This window comes from Bifidobacterium animalis subsp. animalis ATCC 25527, assembly GCF_000260715.1.
Lineage (GTDB): Bacteria > Actinomycetota > Actinomycetes > Actinomycetales > Bifidobacteriaceae > Bifidobacterium > Bifidobacterium animalis.
In genome coordinates this window covers 1,906,765-1,932,693 of record NC_017834.1, presented here as the reverse complement: position 1 = coordinate 1,932,693, position 25,929 = coordinate 1,906,765, and the positions used below count along the sequence as shown (strand labels likewise).

Annotated in this window: 19 protein-coding genes and 1 tRNA gene; 9 read left to right on the top strand and 11 right to left on the bottom strand. The window is 61.7% G+C overall.

Going from position 1 to position 25,929, the window contains the following annotated elements:
- Nucleotides 1-214: 214 nt before the first annotated feature.
- The 8 genes from rpmH to BANAN_RS07880 all read left to right on the top strand — a co-directional run bounded on the left by rpmH (nt 215) and on the right by BANAN_RS07880 (nt 6,892).
- On the top strand, nt 215-349 hold the full coding sequence (gene rpmH / locus BANAN_RS07910; RefSeq protein ID WP_004219015.1) for a 50S ribosomal protein L34: 135 nt from the start codon (nt 215-217) through the stop codon (nt 347-349).
- A 12-nt stretch (nt 350-361) separates the two neighbouring features.
- Nucleotides 362-718, top strand: coding sequence for a ribonuclease P protein component (gene rnpA / locus BANAN_RS07905; protein ID WP_014698369.1), 357 nt, complete (start codon nt 362-364; stop codon nt 716-718).
- A 20-nt stretch (nt 719-738) separates the two neighbouring features.
- The gene (gene yidD / locus BANAN_RS08310; RefSeq protein ID WP_014698368.1) at nt 739-1,032 is read left to right on the top strand and encodes a membrane protein insertion efficiency factor YidD; all 294 of its coding nucleotides are present in this window, start codon (nt 739-741) and stop codon (nt 1,030-1,032) included.
- Nucleotides 1,033-2,043, top strand: coding sequence for a membrane protein insertase YidC (gene yidC, locus BANAN_RS07900; RefSeq protein WP_014698367.1), 1,011 nt, complete (start codon nt 1,033-1,035; stop codon nt 2,041-2,043).
- A gap of 122 nt (nt 2,044-2,165) precedes the next feature.
- A complete protein-coding gene (locus BANAN_RS07895; RefSeq protein WP_004219008.1) occupies nt 2,166-2,708 on the top strand; it encodes a Jag family protein in 543 nt (180 codons plus the stop codon).
- Nucleotides 2,709-3,155: 447 nt separating this feature from the next.
- Nucleotides 3,156-3,899, top strand: coding sequence for a 16S rRNA (guanine(527)-N(7))-methyltransferase RsmG (gene rsmG, locus BANAN_RS07890; RefSeq protein ID WP_014698366.1), 744 nt, complete (start codon nt 3,156-3,158; stop codon nt 3,897-3,899).
- Between the two features lie 630 nt (nt 3,900-4,529).
- Nucleotides 4,530-5,504, top strand: a complete 975-nt coding sequence (locus tag BANAN_RS07885) for a ParA family protein (RefSeq protein WP_014698365.1) — start codon at nt 4,530-4,532, stop codon at nt 5,502-5,504.
- Nucleotides 5,504-6,892 carry a ParB/RepB/Spo0J family partition protein gene (locus BANAN_RS07880; protein WP_014698364.1) on the top strand — a complete coding sequence of 463 codons (1,389 nt, stop codon included), beginning with the start codon at nt 5,504-5,506 and terminating at the stop codon, nt 6,890-6,892. Before BANAN_RS07885 ends, BANAN_RS07880 begins: the two co-directional genes overlap by 1 nt.
- Nucleotides 6,893-7,215: 323 nt before the next feature.
- On the opposite strand, the gene trxB is transcribed toward BANAN_RS07880, so the two are convergent.
- The 4 genes from trxB to BANAN_RS07860 all read right to left on the bottom strand — a co-directional run bounded on the left by trxB (nt 7,216) and on the right by BANAN_RS07860 (nt 15,697).
- Nucleotides 7,216-8,178 carry a thioredoxin-disulfide reductase gene (trxB, locus tag BANAN_RS07875; RefSeq protein ID WP_014698363.1) on the bottom strand — a complete coding sequence of 321 codons (963 nt, stop codon included), beginning with the start codon at nt 8,176-8,178 and terminating at the stop codon, nt 7,216-7,218.
- Between the two features lie 240 nt (nt 8,179-8,418).
- The gene (locus BANAN_RS07870; RefSeq protein ID WP_014698362.1) at nt 8,419-12,444 is read right to left on the bottom strand and encodes a murein biosynthesis integral membrane protein MurJ; all 4,026 of its coding nucleotides are present in this window, start codon (nt 12,442-12,444) and stop codon (nt 8,419-8,421) included.
- Complete coding sequence (locus BANAN_RS07865) at nt 12,441-14,690, bottom strand: DUF6049 family protein (RefSeq protein WP_014698361.1); 2,250 nt, start codon at nt 14,688-14,690, stop codon at nt 12,441-12,443. Before BANAN_RS07865 ends, BANAN_RS07870 begins: the two co-directional genes overlap by 4 nt.
- A gap of 2 nt (nt 14,691-14,692) precedes the next feature.
- Nucleotides 14,693-15,697: an NUDIX hydrolase gene (locus BANAN_RS07860; RefSeq protein ID WP_048340821.1), complete on the bottom strand. Its 1,005-nt coding sequence runs from the start codon at nt 15,695-15,697 to the stop codon at nt 14,693-14,695.
- A 185-nt stretch (nt 15,698-15,882) separates the two neighbouring features.
- On the opposite strand from BANAN_RS07860, the gene BANAN_RS07855 reads away from it, so the two are divergent.
- Nucleotides 15,883-17,301 carry a CCA tRNA nucleotidyltransferase gene (locus tag BANAN_RS07855; protein ID WP_014698359.1) on the top strand — a complete coding sequence of 473 codons (1,419 nt, stop codon included), beginning with the start codon at nt 15,883-15,885 and terminating at the stop codon, nt 17,299-17,301.
- A gap of 195 nt (nt 17,302-17,496) precedes the next feature.
- Here BANAN_RS07855 and BANAN_RS07850 read toward each other — a convergent pair whose 3' ends face one another.
- The 7 genes from BANAN_RS07850 to BANAN_RS07820 form a co-directional block, all read right to left on the bottom strand.
- Complete coding sequence (locus BANAN_RS07850; protein WP_014698358.1) at nt 17,497-18,123, bottom strand: LytR C-terminal domain-containing protein; 627 nt, start codon at nt 18,121-18,123, stop codon at nt 17,497-17,499.
- Between the two features lie 71 nt (nt 18,124-18,194).
- Nucleotides 18,195-19,151 (bottom strand): 4-(cytidine 5'-diphospho)-2-C-methyl-D-erythritol kinase, encoded by a 957-nt coding sequence (locus BANAN_RS07845; RefSeq protein WP_014698357.1) that lies wholly within the window; start codon nt 19,149-19,151, stop codon nt 18,195-18,197.
- A complete protein-coding gene (gene rsmA / locus BANAN_RS07840; RefSeq protein ID WP_014698356.1) occupies nt 19,148-20,041 on the bottom strand; it encodes a 16S rRNA (adenine(1518)-N(6)/adenine(1519)-N(6))-dimethyltransferase RsmA in 894 nt (297 codons plus the stop codon). Before rsmA ends, BANAN_RS07845 begins: the two co-directional genes overlap by 4 nt.
- 141 nt (nt 20,042-20,182) lie before the next feature.
- Nucleotides 20,183-21,730, bottom strand: coding sequence for an aggregation-promoting factor C-terminal-like domain-containing protein (locus BANAN_RS07835; RefSeq protein WP_014698355.1), 1,548 nt, complete (start codon nt 21,728-21,730; stop codon nt 20,183-20,185).
- Nucleotides 21,731-22,108: 378 nt separating this feature from the next.
- Nucleotides 22,109-22,185: transfer RNA gene (locus tag BANAN_RS07830), tRNA-Thr, on the bottom strand.
- 214 nt (nt 22,186-22,399) lie between these two features.
- On the bottom strand, nt 22,400-23,431 hold the full coding sequence (locus tag BANAN_RS07825; protein ID WP_014698354.1) for a DsbA family protein: 1,032 nt from the start codon (nt 23,429-23,431) through the stop codon (nt 22,400-22,402).
- Between the two features lie 337 nt (nt 23,432-23,768).
- Nucleotides 23,769-25,865: a serine/threonine-protein kinase gene (locus BANAN_RS07820; RefSeq protein WP_014698353.1), complete on the bottom strand. Its 2,097-nt coding sequence runs from the start codon at nt 25,863-25,865 to the stop codon at nt 23,769-23,771.
- Between the last annotated feature and the right edge of the window lie 64 nt (nt 25,866-25,929).

Genomic DNA, 25,929 nt, shown 5'->3' with positions numbered 1-25,929 from the left:
GATTGCGCGAATTGTCCCCATATTTCAACGGGTTTGTGGGTAATGCGGCGAATCTGCCCACAGCGCGCGGTGTACATTTTCGCGAGCCTATGCACCACGGCAATTGTGGAAATGTGCGTGGATCACGCCCACGGGTAGGGGTGCTTGTAAATTGGTAGAGCTTGACTCATGAGGAGCCGTGCACGAGCATGGCCTAAATTAACCGGGAGTTTGTATGAAGAGGACATTCCAGCCGAATAACCGCCGCCGTCACATGAAGAGCGGCTTCCGCGTTCGCATGCGCACCCGCGCAGGCCGCGCGCTCATCAACCGCCGTCGCGCCAAGGGCCGCAAGTCCCTCTCCGCCTGATTCGCACGCGAAGTGGAGCGGCTGAAAAACCATCGCGAATTTGTCGCCGTACTCAAACGCCGCCGTCGGGTCAGTGACGCGGACATTGTGCTGCATTACGTGGTGCACACGCCGTCGACCCCGACCGGTGCGGCACCGGCGAGGCGTTTGGGTTTGGCCGTCTCCAAATCGGTGGGGAACGCGGTGGTTCGCAATACGGTGAAACGTCGATTCCGAGTATTGGCGCATCGCTATGAGCATGAGCTTCCCGCAGACTGCGATATTGTGCTGCGTGCGAAGCCGAGGGCGGCGCATGCCTCCTTCCAGTCTCTTGAAGCGCAGATTCAGGCGCTGTTTCGCGCAGTGATGCGCAAATCGGAGCAATCGTGACAGGGTATGCAGGGCGAGTGATGATTCGTTGCATCCGCTGGTATCAACGGCGGATTTCGGCGAATACACCGCCCTCTTGCCATTATTACCCCAGCTGTTCCAACTATGCCCTTGAAGCGATCGAACGGTTCGGCGCCATTCGCGGTGGCATGCTCGCCGCATTGAGACTCTTGCGCTGCAGGCCCTGGACGCGTTGCGATATTGACGATGTTCCCCAACGGTTCTCGCTGTTCTACAGATGTTCGTGGTCGAAGGCACATGAGGAGCCGAGACTTACCCCGCTGCCATCACACGGGAAGGAGCAGGCAGCCTAAATGAATTCCGAAAACTTTCTTCTTGACGCCGGCATCTGGGGATTCGTCTACAAGATCCTCACGCCAATAGAATGGCTTATGACGTGGGTGATGTGGGTCTTCCACAAGCTGTTCACGTTCATTGGCATGCCTGAGCACGGCATCTCATGGGCACTGGCGATCATCTTCCTGGTGATCGTGGTGCAGGCCTGCGTGTTCCCGCTCTACTACAAGAGCATGAAGGGCATGCGCGCCATGCAGGCGATGCAGCCCAAGATGATGAAGATCCAGAACAAGTACAAGGGCAAGAACGACCCGGCTTCGAAGGAAGCCCTGCAGCGCGAGATGATGAAGCTGTATAAGGACAACAACGCGAACCCGGCCGGCTCCTGCCTGCCGATGCTGTTGCAGGGCCCGGTGTTCATGTGCATGTTCTACGTGCTCTCCGCCATCCCGTACATCGCACGCGGCAAGCGCAGTCCGCTCGGCGCCTTCGACGTCGCCACCGCGGAGTCGTTCTCGCAATCCACGTATTTCGGTGTGAAGATCACCGATTCGTTCACCACCGCCACCACGACCGGCAAGGTCGTGATCGGCATCTTCGTCGCGTTGATGTGCGCCTGCCTGTGGTACATGCAGTTCTATTCGATGCGCCGCAACACGGCGCCGGCCTCCGTGAACCGCCAGAGCCAGATGATGCAGAAGGCCATGCTGTGGGTCTTCCCGATCATGTACATCTTCTCCGGCGTGGCCATGCCTTTCGCCGTGCTCATCTACTGGCTCGCGAACAACATCTGCAACCTGCTGCGCACCATGTGGCAGGTGCACGAATTCCCCACGCCGGGCAGCCCAGCCGCTGAGGCGAAGGAGATTCGCGACCACAACAACGAGAACAAGAAGCGCGAGAAGGAAGGCCGGCCGTCCCTCGAGGAGGAGGAGCTCATCAAGGCCAAGCAGGAAGCCGAATCCCGCGTGACCCAAGGGTTCCAGCGCGAACAGCCGAAGCGCAAGAACCGCGGCAGGAAGAAGTGACCGGTCGCCCGGACCGGTGAGCTATATCGGCAAGGCGGTCGGCGACATACTCGGTGTCGTCGGCCGCACCCACCTGCAAGACCAGCGATATAATCGAGTCAGTATGAGTAAGGAGTGCCAACATGGTGCAGACTGACGACAAGACGCTTGACCAGCTCAACGAGGAGGCGGACATCGCCGCGGATTACCTCGAGGGACTGCTCGACATCGCGGATTACGAGGGCGACATCGAGATGGGCGTACGCAACGGCCGCCCGATGGTCCAGATTGTGGCCGACGACGACACCGACATCAAGCATCTGATCGGCAAGAACGGCGAGGTGGTCGATGCGCTGCAGCAGCTCACCCGCCTTGCCGTGCAGCAGGCGACCGGCGAACGTTCGCACCTGATCGTGGACGTCGACGGCTTCCTCAAGCGCAAGCGGCAGACCCTGCGCGATATGGCCCTGGATGCCGTGGACGAGGTGCGCGAAACCGGCGAGCCCGTCGATCTCAAGCCAATGAACTCGTTCGAACGCAAGATCATCCACGATGTCGTGCGTGACGAGGGCCTGCGTTCCCGCTCGCATGGCGAGGAGCCGCACCGCTATGTCACGGTGTATTTGAAACGTGCCGAGGCCGACGGCGAGGCAGTAGAGGAAGACGAGTTCCTCGTCGACGACTGAGTCGCCTGTTCGTCTCGATGAAACCGGCGTCGCACCCGAGTGGTGTGGCGCCGGTTTTTCATAGAATCGCATGGAGCAGTGCGGTGGGACCGGGGTGTGCAAGTCGTGGAGCAACGTCGAAGGCTACCGGCAGTGCGGCGCGCGATGGGGCCGGACGGGAAGGATTCGTCACTGTCGCAAGCTCCCTTACGTTCCTCATCTTTCCCGGCCGGCCCCATCGCGCACCGCGGTGATTCGCCGGTACCTGCTGCCAAATGAGAGAAATAATTCGCGGCGCATATATTCTTCTCGTGAACCATGGGCTACATCAGAAGAAAATCTGAAATTCAATATTTTCTTCCCGCGAGAGGTCTGTAGATTGGAAGAAAATCTGCGGTTCCATATTTTCTTCCCATAACCGGCTGATCGGCACGCCTTGGGGTTTGGCAGGGTGGTTAGGATGGGGGTATGAGTGAGATGATGAGCGACGAACAGATTGAGCAGTCCGGGATTCTCGAGACCATATTCGGCGACGCATTGCCGAAGGTGCGGGCATTCTACGAGAAACTGAAATCCGAGGGGGAGCCGCGCGGACTGATCGGCCCGCGTGACGTCGACATTCTGTGGGAGCGCCATCTGCTCAATTCCGCCGCCGTGGTGCCGTTCATTCGCCAGGCCACGAGCGGCAAGCAATTCCGCTCGGTCGCCGATATTGGCAGCGGTGGCGGATTCCCCGGTCTGGTCGCGGCCGCCATGCTGCCCGACCACACGTTCACGCTGATCGAGCCGATGGAACGCCGGTGCGAGTGGCTCTCCGAATGTGTGGAGACGATGGGTTTGGAGAATGTGCAGATTGTTCGCGCGCGCTCCGAGGAGGCGATCGCCGCACTCGAGCAGGCACGCGGGAAATCCTCGGGACGCGGCCATGCCAAGAACACGGTGACTCCCGAGGTGGCGCAGGCGATACGGCATCCGTTCACCGTGGTGACCTGCCGGGCGGTCGCGCCGATGACGAAGCTGGCCGGATGGACGTTGCCGCTCGTGGCGCCGCATGGCGAGCTCATTGCGTTGAAGGGACGCTCCGCCGGTGCCGAGATCGAGAAGGCGCGCAAAGTGATTGCGCAGTACGGTGGGCGCCACGCGCGGGTCAAGGAAGCTGAGGTGGCTCCGGGCCTTGAGCCCACGCATGTGCTGATCGTTGACAAGCAGTAGCGGCCATGTCTGCGCCGGCCTGGCGACTACGGAACAGATTCGTCACTGTCGCAAGCTCCCTTACGTTCCTCCACCTTTTCCCACCACCTCGATCCCGGCCGCACAGATGACTCAAATGCTCATGACCGCCCTATGGGGGGAGTGATTGTATTAGGTATAGCGCGGAGTTGGTGGGGTGGGCGCGAGGCTCCGGTGAGGCTTCGTCACTGGATCGCAAGCGCTCTTTACGTTCCTCAACCTCGACGGGGCCTCGCGCCCACCCCACCAACTCCATCGTTGACGACCATCTACCAGACCCACCGGGTGCACTAAGGTTCATAGAGATTTCGAGCGGCTCAACCACTACATGTAGTGGCGGGGCATTCTGGTTATCCACAGAGTTATCCACAATGTGCACATCGGCGTGTTCTTGAGCTGTGGAAATCTGCAAAGCCATTGAAAATAGCCAATTTCTGAGCTTGGTATGGGGGTGGGTTATCCACCGGTTATCCACAATCATCCACAGGAGATGTGGATAACTTCGCGCTGGGTCGAATGCGGAAACGACACGTTTCACATGAAACAAAACACGGCATGTTTGTCCGTATGCACGAAGAAACTGGATACATTGCGATATGAGGAGGAATCTTCGTGACACACCAAGGGAGCAGCCCTGAGTTCGAAAGCGCCGAAGACACCATTGCGCGAATCTTTTCCGACCATGAGAATTCCGGTGTCGGCTCGGAAATTGCGGATGCATCGACCCGCCTGCATGCATTGGAACGACTGAAGTTCAAGCAGCCCGCGCAGACGCGGCGCATCGCCGTCGCCAATCAGAAGGGCGGTGTGGGCAAGACGAGCACCACGGTGAATCTGGCGGCGGCGCTCGCATTGGCCGGCATGAACGTGCTCGTGATCGACATGGATCCACAAGGCAATGCATCCACCGCGCTCGGCGCCAAGCACAATTCGGGCGACCCTTCAGTCTACGACGTCATCGAGGGGCGCGCGGGCATCGCCGACGTTATGCAAACCTGCCCTGAATTCCCCACGTTGCAGGTGGTCCCGGCATCCATCGACCTCTCCGGCGCGGAACTGGAGATCTCGGATCTGCCGAACCGAAACGATCTGCTTGACGAGGCGCTCGACAAGTTCCTCGACTCAGCCGAGATCCACTACGATTACGTGTTCGTCGATTGCGCGCCGAGCCTGGGTCTGCTCGTGATCAACGCGATGTGCGCGGTGAACGAGATGCTCATTCCGATCCAGGCCGAATACTATGCGCTGGAGGGTCTTGGGCAGCTCATCAACACGATCGGCCTCGTGCAGACCCATTTCAACCCGCTGCTGCTCGTCTCCACGATGTTGGTGACGATGTTCGACAAGCGCACGCTGCTCAGCCGCGAGGTGTATCAGGAAGTGAAAACGCACTACCCGAGCATTGTGCTCGACACGACGATTCCGCGAACCGTGAAGATTTCCGAGGCGCCGAGCTTCGGTGAGACGGTGATCACGTACGATCCGCGCGGACTCGGTGCCATCTCGTACCGCGAGGCCGCCTACGAGATCAATGAACGCTCTCAGATTGTGCTGGAAACCATTGCGTCGAGGAGGAACGAGAACTGATGGCATCGAAATCACGGTTGGGCAGGGGACTCGGCGCACTGTTCCCCACGCTTCCCGATGAGCAGGAGTTCCAGCACGAAGCGCAGGTTGTAAAGCCTGAACCGACGAAGCCGGAACCCGCGAAGAGGACGACAGCGCGCAAGACGGCTAAAAAGGCCCCCAGCAAGCCCGCCAAGGCTGCAACGGGACCAAAGAAGGCCCCATATGACCCCGAGGCCTATGCGGACGTCGACGGGCCGATTTCGCCGCTGAGCTCGACGATCCCCTCAATGGGCGCGATGACGATTCATGCGGAGACGGTGAACAAGCTGTCCGCGCCGATGACACTGCAGCCGCAGGCGGCGGAGCACCATGTGGCCCAGCAGCCCGACCGCCCGTCGAGCCCGGTGAAAATGCATGGCAAGCGCGCGACGATGCCTGCGATCTCATCCATGACCCACCACCCGAGCGACATGTTCTTCGATGGCACTCCGCTGGCAAACACGGCGAAGCCGAAGGAAGAGGAGAGCGAGGCGCCGGAGCTCAAACCGGTCGCCGGTGGTTACCTGGTGGAGCTCAATCCGAATCAGATTGGCCCGAATCTGTACCAGCCGCGCACCACGTTCAACGAGGAGGAACTGCAGGAGCTCGCCGACTCGATCAAGGAAGTGGGCGTGCTGCAGCCGATCGTCGTGCGCAAACGCCCGCAGGAGCAGATTGACGAGGCAAAGCGCAGGCAATCCGAGGAGCATGCCGCAGACCGTTTCGCCGGGCGCATGGACAGCGAATACGAGCTCATCATGGGTGAGCGGCGCTGGCGTGCGTCGCAGTTGGCGGGACTCACCGAGATTCCGGTCATTGTGAAGACGACGTCCGACGAGTATATGCTGCGTGACGCACTGCTCGAGAATCTGCACAGGGTCGCGCTGAACCCGCTCGAAGAGGCGGCCGCATACCAGCAGATGATTGACGAGTTCGGGCTGACGCAGAAGCAGCTCGCACAGTCCGTCTCGAAATCACGCCCGCAGATTGCGAACACACTGCGTCTCATGAACCTGCCGGCGAGCGTGCAGAAGAAGGTCGCGGCGGGGCAGCTGTCGAGCGGTCATGCGCGCGCCCTGCTCGGTCTCGACACCGATGCGGAGATGGAGCAGCTCGCCCAGCGCATCATAGACGAGGGTCTCTCGGTGCGCAGTGTCGAGGAGATCGTCTCGATGAGCGCGAACAAGGAGCCGCGCAAGCCGAAGACGAACCGCAACAATCCGTGGGCCGGTTCTCCGATTCAGCAGCACCTTTCGGAACGGTTCGCCACCAAGGTCTCGATCAAGGGTTCCGAACAGCATGGCCGCATTGAGATTGTGTTCTCATCTCCCGAGGAGATGCAGCGCATCATCGATCTGCTTGGGTAGGGACTGAGACATCACCCGTTGAGCGGATGGGGCCGACGCCCGGCAGGCCTGCTTCATCAAAGTGCCTGCGCACTTCGTGCGTAGCACGCTCCTCAGCAGGCCTGCCGGGTGTCGGCCCCATCCGCTTGGTTATTGCTTCAATGGCATACGCGTAACCTCAGCCGGTATGGGAGCGGCACCGTCGCGGAACCCATGCTGAGGAGCGTGCTACTGACGTAGCGAAGCCGCGTCATGCAGACACCTCGATGAAGCATGGGTTCCGCGACGGTGCCGCTCCCATACCGGCTGAGGTCGGGCTGATTCTCTCCGTTGCTGAAGAGGGGCTAGATGCCCTCGGGAATGTCTTCCAGGTAGCTTTGGACGTCAAGGGCGGCGCGGCAGCCCGAACCAGCGGCGACAATGGCCTGCTGGTAGATGGCGTCCGCGCAGTCTCCGGCCGCGAATACGCCCGGAACGCTCGTGCGGGTGGCGCCGGTGGAGGTTTCGGCGATCTGGATATAGCCGTGCTCGTCGAGGTCGACCTGGCCTCCGAGGAAACCGGTCTGCGGCACATGGCCAATCGCCACGAATACGCCGTTTGCCTCGATCTTCGAAGTCTCGTTGGTCGCCGTGTTGCGCAGGTCGAGCGAGGTGACCCCCTTGCTATCGCCGTTGATGCGTTCGACGACGGTGCTCATGAGCAGATTGATCTTCGGATTCTCCCGTGTGCGTTCCACCATGATCTGCGAGGCGCGGAACTCGTCGCGGCGGTGGATCAGCGTGACCGACGAGCCGAAGCGCGCGAGGAAGTTCGCCTCCTCCATTGCGGAATCGCCGCCGCCCACTACGACGATCGGCTTGCCACGGAAGAAGAAGCCGTCGCACGTCGCACAATACGAGACGCCCTTGCCAGAATATTCGAGTTCGCCGGGCACATCGAGATGCCGGTAATTTGAACCGGTCGCCACAATGAGCGCGCGCGTCTGGAGATCCTGGCCGCCACTCAGACGCACGGATTTGAGCTCGCCTTGCAGATCCACCGATTCCACGTCGTCGAATATGATCTCGGCACCGAAGCGTTCGGCCTGTCGCTGCATGCTTTCCATGAGGTCGGGGCCCATCACGCCATCGGGGAAGCCGGGGTAGTTCTCGACCTCCGTGGTGTTGATGAGCTGGCCGCCCGGGGTGAGCGCCCCTGCGACGACGACGGGCTTGAGTCCAGCGCGGGCCAGATAGATCGCGGCCGTATAACCGGCGGGGCCCGATCCGACAATGATGACGTTACGTACTGCTGCTGTGCTGTTCATGACTCCCACAATAGGCGCGGGTTTTGGATTATTCCTCCCGCGTTATGCCTTACGGGATGTCGTTGCGGCTTACGGGATGTCAGATTTCGTCCATTCCCGCATATTCCCATGCATATATGGCTGTTTTCCACAGTTGCGATTTTGCCCTTGACATCCCGTAACGATTGAAAGATGCCGGCGGGGGTGTGGCAAAAACCACACCCCCGCGAAATTGTTTCCCTGAGGCCGCAAGACCGCGTGCTAGAACGCCTGCATCGAGTTGATGTACAGCTGGTTGCCGGGCAGCGAATCGATGGGCACCCACATCACGATGTCTTGCGTGTTCACCGATTTGTCGAGCTTGACCTCGGTGGTGCCGCCTTCGGCGAACGTGAACTCGGCCACCTGCTCGCCGGCGTTCGGGTCGCCGTTCGTGTTCACGCGAATGTAGCCCTTGCCGCCGGAGGACTGGATCTTGATGACGATCTTGGAGACGTCCTCCTTCTTGTCGAGGTGAATGTAGTAGCCGTAGCCCTGCTGGCCGCCTGGGCGGTCGAGGAAGCGCTGCGAGGCGACCGGGTAGGCCGTGGTGTTCTCGGGCTTCTTCGTCTCCGTGGGTGGCGGGGTGGGCTTGACCTCTTCGGACGGCTCCTTCGACTTGTTCTGCACATCTTCGCCGGAGCGGGTGCCGAACGGCACCTTCTCGATGTCGGCGTCGCTCGGCCAGTAATTGGTGTTCTGCTTGCCGAAGCCGAACAGCGTGCCGCCGGTTGCCAGACTGTGGATCGCCACACCCAGCACGGCGACGAGAGCCACGATCACGACGATGACGGCCGCCGTGGCACCCTTGCTGCGCTTCTTCTTCTCCTCGCCGGCGGTGGTGAAGGCATGCGGTGGATTGGTGTTCGCGCCCGGATTGCTCTGCGGTGCGAAGCTCGGCGGCAGCGCCGGCGTGCCGGCTGCATATGCGGCGTCGATTGCCTTCCGCTCCTCTTCAAGCGCACGCTGCGATTCGGTGCCGTTCGGCACTTCGTTACCTTGGTCGTCGATGAGCGGGATGCGCCCCGTGGTGGTGACGCCGCGCGTCGCGTCCATAGACCCGTCACGCACGCCGGAGACATCCACCGGCACGGTCATGCGCGAGGGTTGCATAGGCGGTTCGTTCTGCGCGTTCGGGTCGAAGGCCGAGAACATCTCGGTGGCGTCGGCCGGCGAGATCTCCGGAATGGCGCTTGCCGCGTCCTCCCCGCCTTCCATGTAGGCCTTGCTCTTGTTCCAGAGCGCCTTGAACGAGTTCGCCGGCATGGATTCCGTCTTCTCGCCGGGGGTCTCGTCTTCGTCATCCACTTCCACGGCGGCGAATTCGGGACCTGCAGTGGAGGCGAACGTGAGCGAGGGAAGCGTCTGCGAGGAGATCAGGGAATCCGGCAGTTCGAGCAGATCGCTGGGCAGAATCGGGCGCACCGGCGCATAGACCACTGAGCAGGCGCCCTCCGCGTTCGGAATGCGCAGATCGTGCCGGGTGAGCATGTGCAGCGGCTTGTATGGGCCGAGCAGCGCTTCGAGCTCGTTGAGCGTGAGTAGTGGAATCGTCGGCGTGGTGCCGTCCTGCAGTTCGAGACCACGCTTGCAGATCACGAACAGTTCCATTGGCACATCTGCAGGCAGATCGTTGAGATTGAACTTCGGCGGGAAGGTGGACGGGCGGCGCGTGAGCATGCCGTAGAGCACACTGGCGAGCTGACGCACGGCGAGACGCTCGTCGTTGTCGGCGGGCGAGGCCCCCGAGGTGTCGGCCAGCGCGGTGCTGATCGACGCGTCGGCGAGCTGGATGCCGCCCACGGTGATGCGCACGGTGTCGGTGGAGACCGCGTGATGCGTGAGATGATCGCGCTGCAGCGAGGCGAGTGCCTTGCCGGTTTCGCCGATCACGGTGCGCATGGCCTCGTAGCTGAGCGGGGAGGAATCGGGACGCTGCAGGTATTCGGTGAGCGAGACACCCGCGTCGAGTTGCGTGAGCACGACGGCGACGGGCCCGTCGTGGAGCAGCTGCAGCACCGGGGTGAATCGTGGGTCCTTGGTGGCGGCGAGCGTGCCGGCGACGGCGTTCGTGTTCTTGAGCACGGCCTTGTTGTTCACAATGAAGAGCTGGCAGTCGCGCGAGAGCACGCGGTCGTTCGCCTTCCAGGCCTGCAGTCCCGGCTCCTCGCGGAGTGGTGATACCAATGTGTACCGGTTGAGAACGGTGTCTCCTAAGTGCGGCCTCATATGCTCCCCATCTGTGCTCTGCGCTCTCCTATAAGTTGATTCGATTCTACTGTTGCCACTGGTCGGCTGCGATAATCCCTCAGACTGATTATCTTGCAGCGCAACGGGGTTTTCGGCCAACTCGATCGGCTCGACCACGCCAAGCTGTTCGATCTGCCCATAGGGTTCGGCGGGCAGGTCGGTGGACATGCTCGGCGGGAAGCTCGGCGGCATGCTCGAGGGGATGTTGGGAGGGAAACTGGGCGGGAAGCTCGGCGGCATCTCCACAGGTCGTGCCGTGCTTGCAGATATTCTGCGGCCGACTGCCGGCGTGGTGCTGGCGGATCCCCCGGCAGTCGTGGACGTCTCGGATTGCGGGGCCGGGCTCTTGCGCCCGAAGCGCGCCTTGAGCGTGGCGATGATGCCCATGAGCTCCGCGCATCTCAACACCCAGAGCACGGCGACATAGATGACGAGCAGCACCACGGCGAGCACACCAGTGGCCAGCACGGTGAGAATCCAGCCGGTGACGCCGAGTCTGGGTTTGAGCACCTGCGCGATTGAGTAGACGGGGTTGCGCAGTGCCATGCCGATGATGATCGTGACCGCGGCGGCGAGCAACGCCTTGCCGTACGTGACGGCGATGCGGCGACCGTCGAGCTGTCCGTTGAAACGCTTGCGCAGCATCACGACGAGCGGAGTGAACGACAGCACGTACGCCAGCGACATGCACAGGCCCACCATCGTGGCCCAATCCGTGGCAGGGAACACCCTGGTGCCGATGAAAATGAGCACGAGCTGCAGCGCATACATGAGCGCCATGAACATGAACGGCGAGCGACCGTCTTCGAACGCATAGAATGTGCGCTGAATGAGCAGGTAGGCACTCGCCAGCGGCAGGCAGATGCTCATGCCCACGAGCGGACCGCAGATGAGCAGCGCCTGCGAGACACCCACCGTGGGCAGCAGCGAACGCGTGATGGCCAGCGGCATCACAATGAATGCCGACGAGAAGAAGCACATGATGACGCCGACGGTGCGAAGCGCGCTTGACAGGTCTGTGCGGGCGCCGTCGAGGTCCTTGGTGGCGATGGCTTGGGAAATCTGCGGGAACAATGCGGTGGCCACGGAGGTGGCGATGAGCGAGTAGGGGAGTATGTAGAGCGTGTAGGCGTTCTGGTAGGTGGCGTTGCCGGCCACGTCGAACTGGTTCATATGCAGGGTGCGTTCGGCGATCGACGGGGCGCTGGTGAGAATGCGTGTGGTGATCACATTGACCACCTGGTCAATGCCCACTATGCCTAGGCTCCAGCCGGCCACTGGACCCATGGACCGCAAGCCAATGCCACGCACGCCGAAGCGCAGGTGGAAGTGGAAGCCAAGCCGTTTGAGCGGAATCAGCAGCACCAAGCCTTGGAATGCCACGCCAAGCGTCCAGGTGCCGGCGGTGAGCGCAAGGGTGGCGGGAGTCCAGAACCCGATCGGCTGCTGCGCCGCATTGCCGAACATCGCAATGAACACGCCGAAGCCGAGGCAACTGATCACATTCGCCCCCACGGAACTCCACGCGTAGGCGCCGAATCGGTTCTTCACGGCGAGAATCTGCCCGAGGAGCATATGCAGGCCATAGAAGAAAATCTGCGGGGTGCACCACAGCATGAATGCCATCGACAATCCCACGAGATCCGGGCTGCCGTTCACGTAGATGCGGGTGAGCACGGGGGTGAGCGCGGCGATGATCACGGTGGCGCCGAGCAGCAGCGTCAGTGCGAAGGTGACGATCTTATCGAGCGTCTCCTGGGCGTTGTCGCTGTTGAGCGTACGCGTGATATGCGGCACCAGCACGGCGTTGAAGACGCCGCCGGAGACGAGCGTGAAGATCACCTGCGGAATCATCGAGCCGGCTTGGTAGGCATTGGCTGCCATACCGGTGGTGCCTATGGCGGCCGCCAGCAGAATCGTACGAATCTGGCCGGTGATACGGCTCGCGGCCGTGCCCGAGGCCATGATAAGCGAATTGCGTCCTATGGAAGAGCTCATTCGTCGGGGTCCTTCTTGCGATGGAATTGGCGCCACAGGCCTACAATGCCCAGCAGCACCGCGATGATGATGAACACGATGCCGCTTTTGTCGCTGATCTGCAGCGACGAGGTGATCGTGGTGGTGTGGATGCCGCTGAGCGGCACGCCTTCATGATTCACGAGCTCCTGATTGGCCACCGTGGTGCCCGAGGTGGAGACGCGAATCTCCAGCGTGGCCGGCGCTTCGCTGTCCGGCGGCACATTCACGTCGACGAAACGGGAGGTGACGATCTCCATTGAATCGGTGCGCGACGAGATGCGCAGTGAGATCGGGTAGGGCAGGCTGTTCGTCACGGTCACCGGCAGCGAGGCCGATTCGGAGACGACGTTCACATTGGTGGGGTTGGTAAGGCCGATGCCTTGGCGCAGATAGTCGACCATGGCCTGTGTGGCGACCGTGAGCGCGCTGGAACGTGCGGTGTTCGCATTGAGTGACAGCAGCGCGAGCTCATCGTGGGCCTGCAGCCAGCGGTTGCTCCATTGGAGGGCGCCCAACGCATCACCGGAATCGTCTGACGTGGCATTGTCGTTGGCATCACCGGTATCGTTGGCATCGCCGTTGCCGGGCTTGGTGTTGTTGGCATCGCCCGCCTGTGCCGCGGAGTCGCCCGGCATACTGCCATCGGCGAGCAGCACGGAGGTGTTGAAGTGCTGGAGGTCACGGCGTGTGTGTGCCAAGGTGGTCAAGGTCGTGTTAAGCGTTGCCGTGTCATATACAGCCGGGTCGACGGTGGTGGTGTCGGCCACGGCCGCCGCGTCATCGCCGCTCATGTACGGCTCGCTGGCACGGAGCGTCTCCAGATCGGTGAGATCGAGCCAACTCGCCTCCTGCAGCGCCCCCATGAAGGTGGAGACGTTCGCGGCAGAGGAATCCGGGCCGAAACTCACCAGCAGGCAACGGTTCTGGTACGGCTGTTCCATTTGGTAGAAGGCGCTCTGGGCGATGAACCTCTGCAGCCGGCCGGCGGTGTTCGTCTCCGCCTGCGCCTGCTGCGACGTGGCTTGGCCCGCCGCCAGCTGCGAGAGCATGGGATGCGTGGCCATCACCGTGACGTCGCCGTGGGCGGTGGGCACGCGATAGACGCCGGTGTGGGCTGCCGTGTCATCCTGATCATCGAAGTCATGGGTGGCGATCACCGTGTCATACCCCTGCATGCGCGCCGTATCGAGGGCCTCGGTGTTCCAAGCCCCCACACCCTGCATCGCATAGACAGGGCGCTCGGCAGTGCCGTCGTTGAGCACGGTGCGCAGCGTCTGCACCGAATTGGAGGAGGCCCAGCTCGATAACGGGACGCCGGCATTCACATATCCGTTCGCATTGCCGGCATAGCTGTAGCGAGTAATGTCGAAATCGGCGGGTTGCATGAGCGCCTGCGTGTGAGGGGTCTGCAGCGTGGCGAGCACCTGCGGATCCGCGAGCGTCTGCACATGGGGGAAGCGCTGCATGAGCTGGTCCTTGGCGCGCAGTGCCTCGGTACTCTTGCTGTCCAAGGCTGCGATGGCGGAGGCATGCGTCTTCGCCGAGCGATCCGCCCGCAGCGCCTTGAGTGTGGTCTCGTCGAGCGACCAGTCGCCGGCAGTGAGCGGCATCAGCATCGTCATATGGAGCTGCGGTGTGCGCTCGCCCTGCAAGCCATCCTGCGAGCGCGTGACGAAACTGTGCAGCGTGCTCGTCTGCGCGCCGTCATCGCTGCGGTAGTCGAGTGCGAGCGGGCGCGGACCCCACGAATTGAACTGTTTGAGAATCTGCTCGCTCGCAGGCAGCGAACTGTTCACGGTCACCGATTTGTGTGCGGCGATGCGCGGCACGTGCAGGGTGACAAGCAGGTCGGGCAACGGAATCTGCCCTCGGCCTTCGGCCCATTCTTGCAGGTCGGTGCGGGAGATGAAATTGTAGGTGAAGTTCGTGAGTGCGTCTATGGAGCCGTGGTCCACATCCGCGTCGGTGTTGTTCATGACGGTCAGATTCAGTTTGTAGCCGGAGGATGGCGTGATCACCGGCGTCATCGAGTTGACCGTGATTGATACGCCGGGTTTGGCGGCCTGGTCGGTATTCGTCGTGGTGTCGGGTTCCTCGGCATGTGCCGGTCGGACTGCGAAGCCGGTGCACAATGCCAGTATGAGCGTGAACAGCACCGTGAGCAGCGCGGTGCCCTTGCACCGCTGTCGTGCCGTGTGGCGCAGGTCGGTGCGGTGTGGATTCACGTTTAAGCCTGCCTATTCAGTTTCCTTGCGTACAGCCATGCAATCTTACGCTCATTAGGGTAGCTGAGCACATCGTCGAGGTCTGCGAAATCCACCCATATGGCGTCTTCGGCCTCGTGATCGGGGTCTCCTTCAACGGTGAGCTCGCCGCCCGTCTGCCGTAATGCGAAATGATGCACCAACTTGTGGACGCGTTGACTTGTTCCGGTAAACCAATAGTCTATCGTGGCTATGGAATCTACCACCTCGCCAATGATGCCGGTCTCTTCGTGAATCTCGCGCACGGCGGTCTGCTGGGGTGTCTCGCCCTTCTCTATATGGCCTTTCGGCAGGCACCATTCAAGATGCCCGCTGCGCGAATGCCGGGCGATAATCGCCACGCGGCCATGCGCGTCGAACACGAGTCCACCCGCCGAGTATTCGCGCACCACTGGCAGTTCCTGGGCGTCGAGCGAGGCGAATGATCTACGGCGGTCGGTGCTGCGCCGTTGCGGCATCATTGCCGGGGTCGGTTTGCCAGGGTCACGCGGTGCCGCGTTGCGCATGGGGTGCGCCGGAACTGCTGTGCTCTGCGCCAGCATGGGCTGCGAACTGTACAGGGGCTGCGTGGCGTGCAATGCCTGCATCATGTGTGCTGCATGGGCGGCCTGCGCCACCTGTGCCGGAGTCGGTATACGACGTGTGCTGCGCGCTTGATTCGGCACAGGGGCCCCAGAGGGTTCGGATTGTTCCTGCGTGGCTTCGTGGGCGGTCGGGTGCGACGGCATATCCGCCGGCGTTGGTATATGTGCCGATTGTGCGGAGGCTGTTTCGCTCCGTTCCGCCCTGAGTTTCGCCTTGACCGCCCCGGCCTCATCGAGCACCGTGTTCAGATGCACCGTGGTGGTCTGCGACGTGTACATGAGCTCGTCCGGCACCAGCAGGTCGAAATCCGGGTCATCGGGGCTCAGGGCATGGTTCACCGCAGCGTTGGCATGCATGCGAGCAACGTCTGCGGGAGTGATCATGGTTTCAACCATACTCAATAAATGTGCGTATGGGTATCGGTATGCTTGATGGCGGAATGACGGGTGCTGCGGCCAAGGCATGCAGCCGTGGCGTTATGGGCGTTTCGCCGCTTTTGCGCACCCGTCAGGTTCTTGTATTGCAGATTGGGCGTTTCGCATGGGCGGGCGCAAATGAAAGGTGCGGCGTGAACTTCGAGGTGTGGCCTGAGGCGATTGAGCTGGGGCAGATGTTCGCAGATGAAGGCTTTGAACTGGCGCTGGTGGGCGGCCCGGTGCGTGACCTGCTGCTGCACCGGCGCTCGCATGACCTCGATTTCTGCACGAATGCGCGTCCGGAGCAGTTCGAGCCGATTCTGCGGCGCTTTGGACACGATGGCTTCTGGGACATGGGCCGTAAGTTCGGCACACTCGGTGCGATGCGCCGGCGGCCGGATGGCACCGAGGTCAAGGTGGAGGTGACCACCTACCGCTCCGACGTGTACGACCCGGATTCGCGCAAGCCGGAGGTGAGCTACGGCGATTCGCTCGACGGAGATCTCTCCCGCCGTGATTTCACGGTGAATGCAATGGCACTCACTGTGCCCGACCTTGAATTCGTAGACCCGTTCGGCGGGGCGAACGACCTCAACAAGCGGGTGCTGCGCACGCCGGTGGACCCATATCAGAGCTTCGACGACGACCCGTTGCGCATGATGCGGGCGGTTCGCTTCGTTGCGCAGCTCGGCTTCTCGATTGAACCCGAGACCGCCGAGGCGATTACGCGCATGACCGACCGCATTGAGATCGTCTCCGCGGAACGTGTGCGTGACGAGCTGACGAAGCTGCTGCTCTCCGACCGCCCGCGTGCCGGCATTGAGGCATTGGTGGATTCGGGTCTTGCCGATGTCGTATTGCCCGAGATTCCCGCTCTGCGCTTGGAGATTGACGAACACCACCGCCACAAGGATGTGTTCGACCACACGATGATCGTAGTCGACCGCGCGGTGGCATTGGAGACCGGCCCGGATGGCCCGGTGCCGGCCCCGGACTTGGTGCTGCGCTTGGCGGCCCTGATGCATGACATTGGCAAGCCGAAGACTCGCAGATTCGAGCCGAGAGGCAAAGTGAGCTTCCACCACCACGATGCGGTGGGTGCCAAGATGACGCGCAAACGGCTCAGGGCGCTGCGCTTCGACCATCATGTGGTGGAGCAGGTGAGTGACTTGGTCGACCTTCACCTGCGCTTCCATGGCTACGTGGACGAACCGTGGACCGATGCCGCCGTGCGTCGCTACGTCAAGGACGCGGGCCCGCTCTACGCCCGTCTCAATCGGCTGACGCGTGCCGATGCCACCACGCAGAACCGACGCAAGGCGCTCATGTTCGAGCATGCGATGGATGAGATGGAGGAACGGGTCGCCAAGCTCAAGGAGCAGGAGGACATCGATGCGATTCGCCCCGATCTCAACGGCGACGAGATCATGGCCGAACTCGGCATCGCCCCCGGGCCGTTGGTGGGCAAGGCGTACCGACACATGCTTGAATATCGTCTCGACAACGGCCCCGTCGATCACGACACCGCTGTGGCTGAGCTCCACAACTGGTATGCCTCGCAAGCCGAGTAGTGCGCTGTAGGAATGCCGGTGTGCCGTGTGCGGGTCCCGACCGACGCCCCCGCTTCGTCGAAGCGTCTCCGTACGGCGGCTTTGCTGCCGCGAGCCGCGGTAGCAAAGCCGCCGTAGCGAGCGTTTGACGAAGCGAGGTCCCGCCCCGACCACAATCATGCCGAAAAGGTGCCGTTTCAGGCGGACGAAGGGGAATCAGCCCACCGGGGTATGCTCGGGGGCCTTGGGAAGGTCTTTCATGTCGTTCGCCGGCTTGCAGCCTTCGATGTTCGGGATCTCGGAGCCGGTCTTGGGCAGTTCATCGGTTTTCGTGAGGTTCTGGAACGTGGCGCCCAGAATCACGTCCACCAGTTTGTCTTGCCGATCATCCATCTGCAGCTGGGCGTCAGGGAAGTTCGCGGCAAGCGTGTACGCTTGCGGAATGGCGTTCTTGCCGAACACGATGGTGGTGCGCTCCACCTTCGCATTGTCGTAGTTGTCAATGCTCTGCACCACGAATTCGCGGTTCTGCAGCGCCTGGCCGACGGCATTCGCGAACCCGGAGAACTTCGTGCCATTGAGCACGCGCGTGGTTACGGATTTGCTGTCGAGGTACTTCGGTTTGCTGCCATCTTCGGCAGGGGATACGCAGGGCGCCACCACACCGTGGTTCGCCCCCTCGGCAGTGGTCTTCACCTCGCCCAGACCACCGACGTGGAACAGGAACAGCGACGAAATGAACAGCGCGACCACGAGAACCGCGCCCACGACCGCGAACACGATCGTCTGGCGCCTGTGCATGTACTCCCGGCGTTCTTCGCGGGCGTCATTATTCTCTGCCATGTCAATCCTTTACATGTAACCGGTGGTTCCAGTATCGCATAAGCCCTGACGCCCGGCGGTCCGGCTGCCCGCTACTCGGCTCGCATGAGCGGTACGGCCGGCACCTGTGCTTCGATGATGCGGTCGACGGCCCCGGAAGCCTGCCATGCCGCGCGCGTCGCCTCGCGCACCCGGTCGTTAGGCACCACGGCGATCACGGTAGGGCCCGATCCGGAGACGAAGGCACTCGTCGCGCCCGCCTGCTGAGCTTCGCGGATGGCCACGCCGCTGCGCGGATGCAGCGAGACGGCGGCGTGCTGCAACTCGTTGAGGTCGCCTTCTCCTGCGCCGAGCACGTCGAAGGTGGAGTAGACTTCTGGCGTGCTCAGCTGTGACAGGTATGCGCCGACGAGCATGTGCGCGCCATCGCCGGAGGGGGCATCTGCGAACAGATCGCCCACCGCATGTTCGATACGCGGGTCGGATGCGGTCAGATCCTCTATACGCTCGCCGAAGCCGGTGCCCAAAGCCAGGCCGCCGGTAACGCAGAACGGCATGTCGGCGCCCAAGGTGGCCGCTATCTCGCGGAGTCGTGCCACTGGCCAATTGAGATTCCACAACGCATTGAGCGCGAGCAGTGTGCCTGCCGCATCCGCCGAGCCGCCTCCCAGGCCGGCTGCGACGGGAATGCGCTTCTCTATGCTAATGGAGACGTCAGGTTCGTGCCCGCTGGCCTGCGCCATCGCGAACATGGCGAGCACGGCATGGTTCCTGCGCATGTCGCTCGTTGACGCGGCCAGGTCTCCCAAATGAGTGCCAGCGAGATCGAGGGAGAAGCCGGTTCCCGGTTCCTTGGCGGTCACCGTCACCGTGTCGTATATGCCCACGCCGCAGTAGATGGTCTCCAAGGTATGTCTGCCGTCCCATTCCTCACGGCGTTCCCCCACATGCAATGTGAGATTCGTCTTGGCAGGGCAGTCCACATGCACGCTGGCGTAGTCTGCGCGGAGCATGGGGGTCTGGAATCGGGCGCCGTTGGGTGCGCTCATGCTTCAAGCTCCTTGCATGCGGTGGCGAGCGCCACGAATTCATCTATGTCAAGCGTCTCGCCACGGCGAGTCGGGTCTATTCCCGCGCGTTCGAATGCGCCGGGGGGCACGATTTTCCTCAATGCCGCGTGCAGTGTCTTGCGTCGCTGCGCGAAGGAGGCGTCGATGAGCCGGAACACCAGATCGCGTTCCACATTGCGGTTGTTGGGATTGCGCGGATCGTCTGCGGCATGGCGTTCGAACCGCACCAGTGCGGAATCAACGTTCGGCGCTGGCCAGAACACGTTGCGGCCAATATTGCCCACGCTTTTCGCGGTGCCGTACCAGGCGAGCTTTACGCTCGGCGTGCCGTAGACCTTGGATCCCGGCTGTGCGCTGAGGCGTTCGGCCACCTCTTTCTGCACCATCACGAGGAAGGAGTCGAGATTGCCGAATCGTTCGAGCAGCGTGAGCAGAATCGGCGTCGCCACATTGTAGGGCAGATTGGCCACCAGTGTGAACGTCGCGGCGTCGGCGAGCTGCGGCAACTGCGACGGCGTGACCTTGAGCGCATCCATGTTGACCACACGGAATCTGTTAACCGCATTCGGCATGAACTCGGCGATCGTCTGCGGCAGGCGCTGTGCCAACGGCGGATCGATTTCCACGGCGGTGAGGTCGGCGCCGGTCTCGAGAATCGCCAAGGTGAGCGAACCGAGCCCGGGACCCACCTCCATCACCTGGTCACCGGCGTCGACGCCCGCCTCGCGCACAATCTTGCGCACGGTGCCGGGGTCGATCACGAAGTTCTGCCCGAACTTCTTCGTCGGCGTGATGCCCTCTTCGGCGGCGATTCTGCGAATATCGGCCGCTCCCAGCAGGTTCCCGCCGTCTGCTTGCGCTGTGCCCATGCTTGCTCCCGAATCCTTGTGTGATCTTTGTGTGATCCTGTCTGTCAAATGCTCAATACCAAGTGTAGGCGTCTTCATCTGCTGCATGTGCGGCCGCACCACTGTCGGGCAGACCGGATGCGTGCCAACATGTGGCGCTCCTTAATACCACCCGTATTTCTCGGAGTGGGCCCACGCCTTGCTCGGACTGCCGTACTTCGGATGCGTGGCGATGTAGTTGAGTCCCCAGTCAATCTGCACGGCGGCGTCTTCCTTCCAGTTCTCGCCGAACTGCGCCATTTTGCTGCCCGGCAGGGATTGCGGTATGCCGTATGCGTCCGACGACTTGTTCTCCGCATACCACAGCCAGTTTGATTCGCGGTTCCACAGCTTCACCAGATCTTCCCAGTTCTTGCCGGTCCACCCGTATTGTGCTGCGGCGCCGGCCGCATACGCTTGCGCGGCGCTCGGACTCGGCTTGCACAGGCGGCAATTCGATGGCGTGGGCTGTTCCGGTTGCTGCGTCGGCTTTTGGGTAGGTGTCGGCGTGGGCTTCGGCTGTTGGGTGGGCTGCGCGGACGGTTGCTGCGTAGGCTGCTCAGACGGTTTCTGTGTGGGCTGTGCGGATTGCGTCGGCTTGCTCGTCGGTTGCTCGCTCGGCTTCGCGCTGGGCTGCTGGCTCGGTTGTGCCGAGGGGGTGGGGGAGGATTCAGCACTTGGTTCCGCGGCGTCTCCGGTGTTGTTTTCCGTTGCGGACTGCTTGTCGTTCGTACCCGCGGAATTGCCTGCAGATTGGCCTGCGGATTGCACTTCGTCGTTGGACGCGCCGGGGTTGTCTTCCTTCTGGGGCGTCTCTTTCACGGGTTCAGGCCCTATGGCGATGATCCGGTCGATTGGGGTGGACAGTGGGGTGGTGTCCAACAGTTCGCGGGAGTCCTCCTTGCCGTCTACGTAGGTCACGCGGTAGCGCAGCTGATTCTGCCCGTTCCTGCCCTCCTGCCGTACCTCGGTGACCCCGGGTTCAAGCGAGTCGTCCACAATCGTCTGCGTGGAGAACGGAACATCCTCGGTTTCGGTGATCTCCTTGGTGGTCACGCGCTCCACGCGCAGAATAGTCTGCGAGCCGTCTTTCGAAACGCTCACGCGGTCGTTCTTGCCCAGCGTGATGCCTTTCGAATCGATTATGGAGGCGGCGGGGAGCTTGCCGTTGGGGGCAATGGAGGTCTTGCCGTCCGCGATCACGGTGACCGGACCGTCGGCGTTGATCACCAGTCCGCCGGTGAGCTGGTTATACACGTTCTTGATGTCCACGGTGATGCGGTTCGCGGCCACTTCGTTCTGTTCGAAGAAGGCGATGAGCTGTTCCGCGCTGTCGGCGACCGTCCAGAACGGCATCTGCTGGCCGTCGATTGAGATGGTTGTCTGGTAGGCGCTCTGCACGGTGACGGTGGAGTTGTCGGTGAGCTGGCCCGGAGTGGAGGAGCGCACCAGATCGTGAGTTTTGAGCTTGACATGCTGTTCGCGTAGAAACCCGGGAATCGTGGTCGCGAACGTGGTGACGGTGGTGGTTTCGCCGTTCACCTCGAGCGCCACGGTTTTTCGTGCGCACACGAAGAAACCGAGCAGCAGGGCCACAATGGTGACCATACTCGACGCAATGCGAATGGTCCGCAATCGCATCATGCGCTGCGGAGTCCAACGTCTCGCCATGGTTCCTCTTTCCCGTTTTCCGTTGCAACGGAGCCCCTGCATCTTGCGCCGCAGGCGTGGTCGTCGAGCAGGTGCTTGTGAATATGTGCTATCGATTGTACCGGCAGCAACTCACCTTCTGCATAGACAGTGAACGTGAATAAAAGAAATGGCTTCAGCGCCGAAACGCTGAAGCCATTGAGGTAATAGGGGCGAGAGAGAAGGGGGTTATCTCGCCCCCGTTGAGCGCGACCGCTAGGGGAGGGTCGCTGCTCAGTCCAGAAGTCTCATGGTTGGGGGGGAAGACTTCTGGATCTTACTCGTGGTAAGTGTTATTCAATTATCAATTCAAAGGAAATGTACCTTCATTGTACGCGATACATTCCCCCGACACAACCGTGGAGCCTCCTGTCGGGATCGAACCGACGACCTGCCGCTTACAAGGCGGCCGCTCTGGCCATCTGAGCTAAGGAGGCGCAACGTGCGCTCGACGTCAACAGCCGAGCATAGCAGATGCCCGGAATCGCTGGCAAACCGGCCACGCGCGTGTCACACAGAGCTTTCACAATCTCGGCTCGGTATGTGGAATATCTCCACGGTCGTCACAGAGTATACCTCACGTGAGGCGAGGGCATGGTGTACGTGCGTGTCTAGCTGCAGATTTTCGTGGCCCCGCTATCGCCGGGTGGGTCACTGTGAGTTCGTGGCAGCCCCGGTGTTGTTGTCGGCATAGCCGATGAGCGGCTTGCCGGTCGCGCCAATCGACGGACGCACCTCGGCATCACCCACCTTGTTCTGGGCCAGACCGATTGCCTCGAGGAACGCCTCGGCGAGCGTCTTGTGGCTTGTGACCTCGCTGCTGTTCATATCCCAGTAGTAGCCGTTGATCGTCATCGTCGGGGTGCTCATCGCACCCTTGAGCTGTCCGGAACGGTTGAACAGCTCGGAACGGGTGGGGGTGTAGGTGTTCACGGCATCGAGCCACTTGTCGTAGCCGCGCTGCATCGCCTTGTCCTGCACATCCTTGGAGATGCCGGTGCCATCCATGCGGGCCTTAATCTGGTCGTCGGTCACCTGCTTGTACCCGGAACCCTCTTCAGGCTGGAAATCCTTGGCGTAGAGGTTCGTGATGAAGTTGAGCAGATGATTCGGGTCGTCATCGTGCTCTGCCACGTAGATCGCCGCATTGGCGGTGCGGCTCGAGTAATCGTCGACATTGTTCGAATCACCGTTGATCCACGAGTAACGGTCCATGAAGCTCATGATGTGCAGGTCGATGTTGATCTGGCCTGCATCCATCATCTTCACGAGGTCCTGGTCGAGGTTGCGGTTGAGATTGCCACAGCCAGGGCACATGAAGTCCATGTAGATTCCTACGGTGGGCACGCCCTCCACCGGCTTGTTGTAGCCGTTCTTCGACACGAGTAGGCCTCCGAGCTCGCTGGCCTTCGCCGGCTTCACCTTGGAGTCCTTGAGCGTGGCCTGCGCTGCGGATTGTTCGTTCGCCGCCTCCTGCTGCTTGGCGGCACTCGGATGCGTGTTGCGGTACACGGCGATGCCGGCAATGGCGATGAGTGCGATGAGCACCACGGTGACCACGATGCCGATGATCGTCTGTGTTCTGCGTTCCTTCTGCAGTCGCTCGCGCTCGGCTTGTGCGCGCGCCTGCTCCTCCTGCCGGCGTTGAGCCCGGCTTTCCCGTTTTGGTGTCTTTGCGGCCATGCCCGTCCTTTCCTTACCCTAAGCAGTCTATGGCAACGCCCATGCTTTGGCAATCGCGTGCAGCTGCGGCATTCGGGTAGGGCGCGCTTGGCTCTCCGCTCGTCAGGGCATTCGGTACGGCGGCTTCACTGCTGCGCTTCGCAAGGTTCGTCTGCCTGATATACAGCGTTCATGGGAAGAAAAACTGGGCCCACATATTTTCTTCCCAGATATGAGGTCTTTCATGGGAAGAAAAACCTGCACTGCATATTTTCTTCCCATTTGGAGATACCTGATGAATGACTGGCGCGATTCGCCCGGAGCTGACCGCAGCGTCTTGCATGGTCTTCAAGCCGGATCACGGCAGGATGGGCCACCAGTCGATGAAAGGGGTGGTGATGAGTAGTGTGACCGATCCGATGAGCAGCGCGATCCAGATGGCAAGGACGATGAACCTGCGGATGTTGTTGGGTTTGCCCTCCGGTTTGAGCATGTGCCTTTGCTTGGGGCTCAGCCCGATGATCACGCCACCCCCGGCGCGTAGATTCGCGGAATACGGCCCGAATTGCGAGAACAGCCATGCCAATGCCGCGGAGACGGCAAGCCAGGCTCCGCTCGTGGACTCCGGCGATGCCGCCAGCAGCCGTATCTGACTGATCGGCAACGGCGATGGTGCATCCATGGTGAACGTGGGGAATCCGGTGAGATAGATGGCCGCGAGCATTAGCGCCACATAGATCGCCCAGAACAGCAACAGACTCCAGAGCGACATGAACAACGCCGCAAAGGCATGCCACGGCAGCTGGGCTACACGCAACACCTTGGACCCGTTGCCCTCCTGCCCATTGCGCCTGAGCACATGGGCCACATGTGTGTTGAGGTTCATGCCCAATGTAAGCTCCACCCAGATCAGCATGCTGGCGGCGATGCCTGCGCCCATGGGACAGGCGGCGGCCAAGGCCATCAACGGCAGTGTGGCGAGCAGCACGGGGAGAATCCCGCGGGTGCGGTGCATGCGCACGGTGTTCTGGTACGCAGTCGCGACCGGTCCGTAATCACTGGGCAAGGCAGGTGTCTGCGGGGCATACGCACCATTGGGCGCATCATATTGGGACTGGTCGAGATTTGGGGAGGCCTCTGCGTTGTTTGCCTCAGGGCCGACGGGTTGGAACCCGGTTGCGGATTGCATGGGGCGCATGGCCTGAGTCGCCGCTTCGAGGAGTGGTGTGTCCGTAAGTGGGGTGGTCGGTTGCGGCTGGGGCATCGTCACCGTATGCTCGGAGTCCCACTGTCGGGAAAAGCTCTGTTGGGGTAAAACCCTTGTGTCAACTGTGCTCTCGGTATCGTTGAAGGAAGGTGTGACGATATCGCCATTGTCGTTTGCCGCATGCGATGCCCGGGCTATAGGGGGGAGGGGCACCGTACCTGTGGAGACATTCACCGGCATGGCCTCGGTGGGCAACGACTGGCGGTGCCATAATGTGCGCGGGTTCTCCACACGCTCATGGGTGCTGAGCACGCTGCCTGGCACCCCGGGAGCATCGGTTTCCCTGCGCCCTATGCGGCGAAGATCAAAAGGGAGCATCGCCTCGCCGTCACTGGTCCACGCGTCGGTTCGAATGGCCTCCAACAGTTCCTGTGGGGTGCAGCGTTGGGCCGGGTCGGGGTTCAATGCGGCACGGAACGCCTCCAGTGTGTGCGGGGGCAGCCCTGCCAGATTCGCGTGACCGGATGCCTCGCGTTGCAGCACCGCCATCATGGGCGATGTGCCGAACACCGGTTCGCCGGTCGCCGCGAATGCGAGCACCGAGGCCAACGACCACCAATCGCTGGCCGCCGTGGATTCGGCGCCCTCGATGACCTCGGGGGCAATGAAGCCGGGTGTGCCCATCACGAGCCCGGTGCTGGTCACATGGCTTTCCCCCGGCGTCATCGCGATGCCGAAATCCACGAGCACAGGACCCGTCACCGAAATCATCACATTGGTCGGCTTGATGTCGCGGTGCACAATTCCCGCCTCATGCACTGCATGCACGGCGTCGATGAGCTTGCTGGAGAGCCGTTCGAGATCGTCTCCCACATACTTGCCGTTATGGCGAACATCCTCACGCAGATTCTCGCCCTCGATGAGTTCGGTCACCAGGAATGCCAGCGAATCGTCTATCTCCATGTCGACAATCTGGCAGACTCCCGAATTGCGGATCTTGCGCATCGCCACGGCCTCACGGCGCAAGCGCTCACGGGCGACCACCTGCGCGCGGTATTCGGGCGAATCCGGATTGCCGTCGTCGGAATCGGAGAGCGACGCCCGCAGGATCTTCATCGCATACGCATTGCCTCCGCCGTCAACGGCGCGCCATACGGAACCCATGGCACCGGAACCAAGGCGTGACTCGAGCGTGTAGCCGCCCACCACGTCTCCGGGCTGCAATTGCAATGCGTATACATCAGTCATACGCCTATCGTATAGCGAACGCACTCGCGATGCGAACAAATGTGCGAAAAGCGGGTGGGCGCGT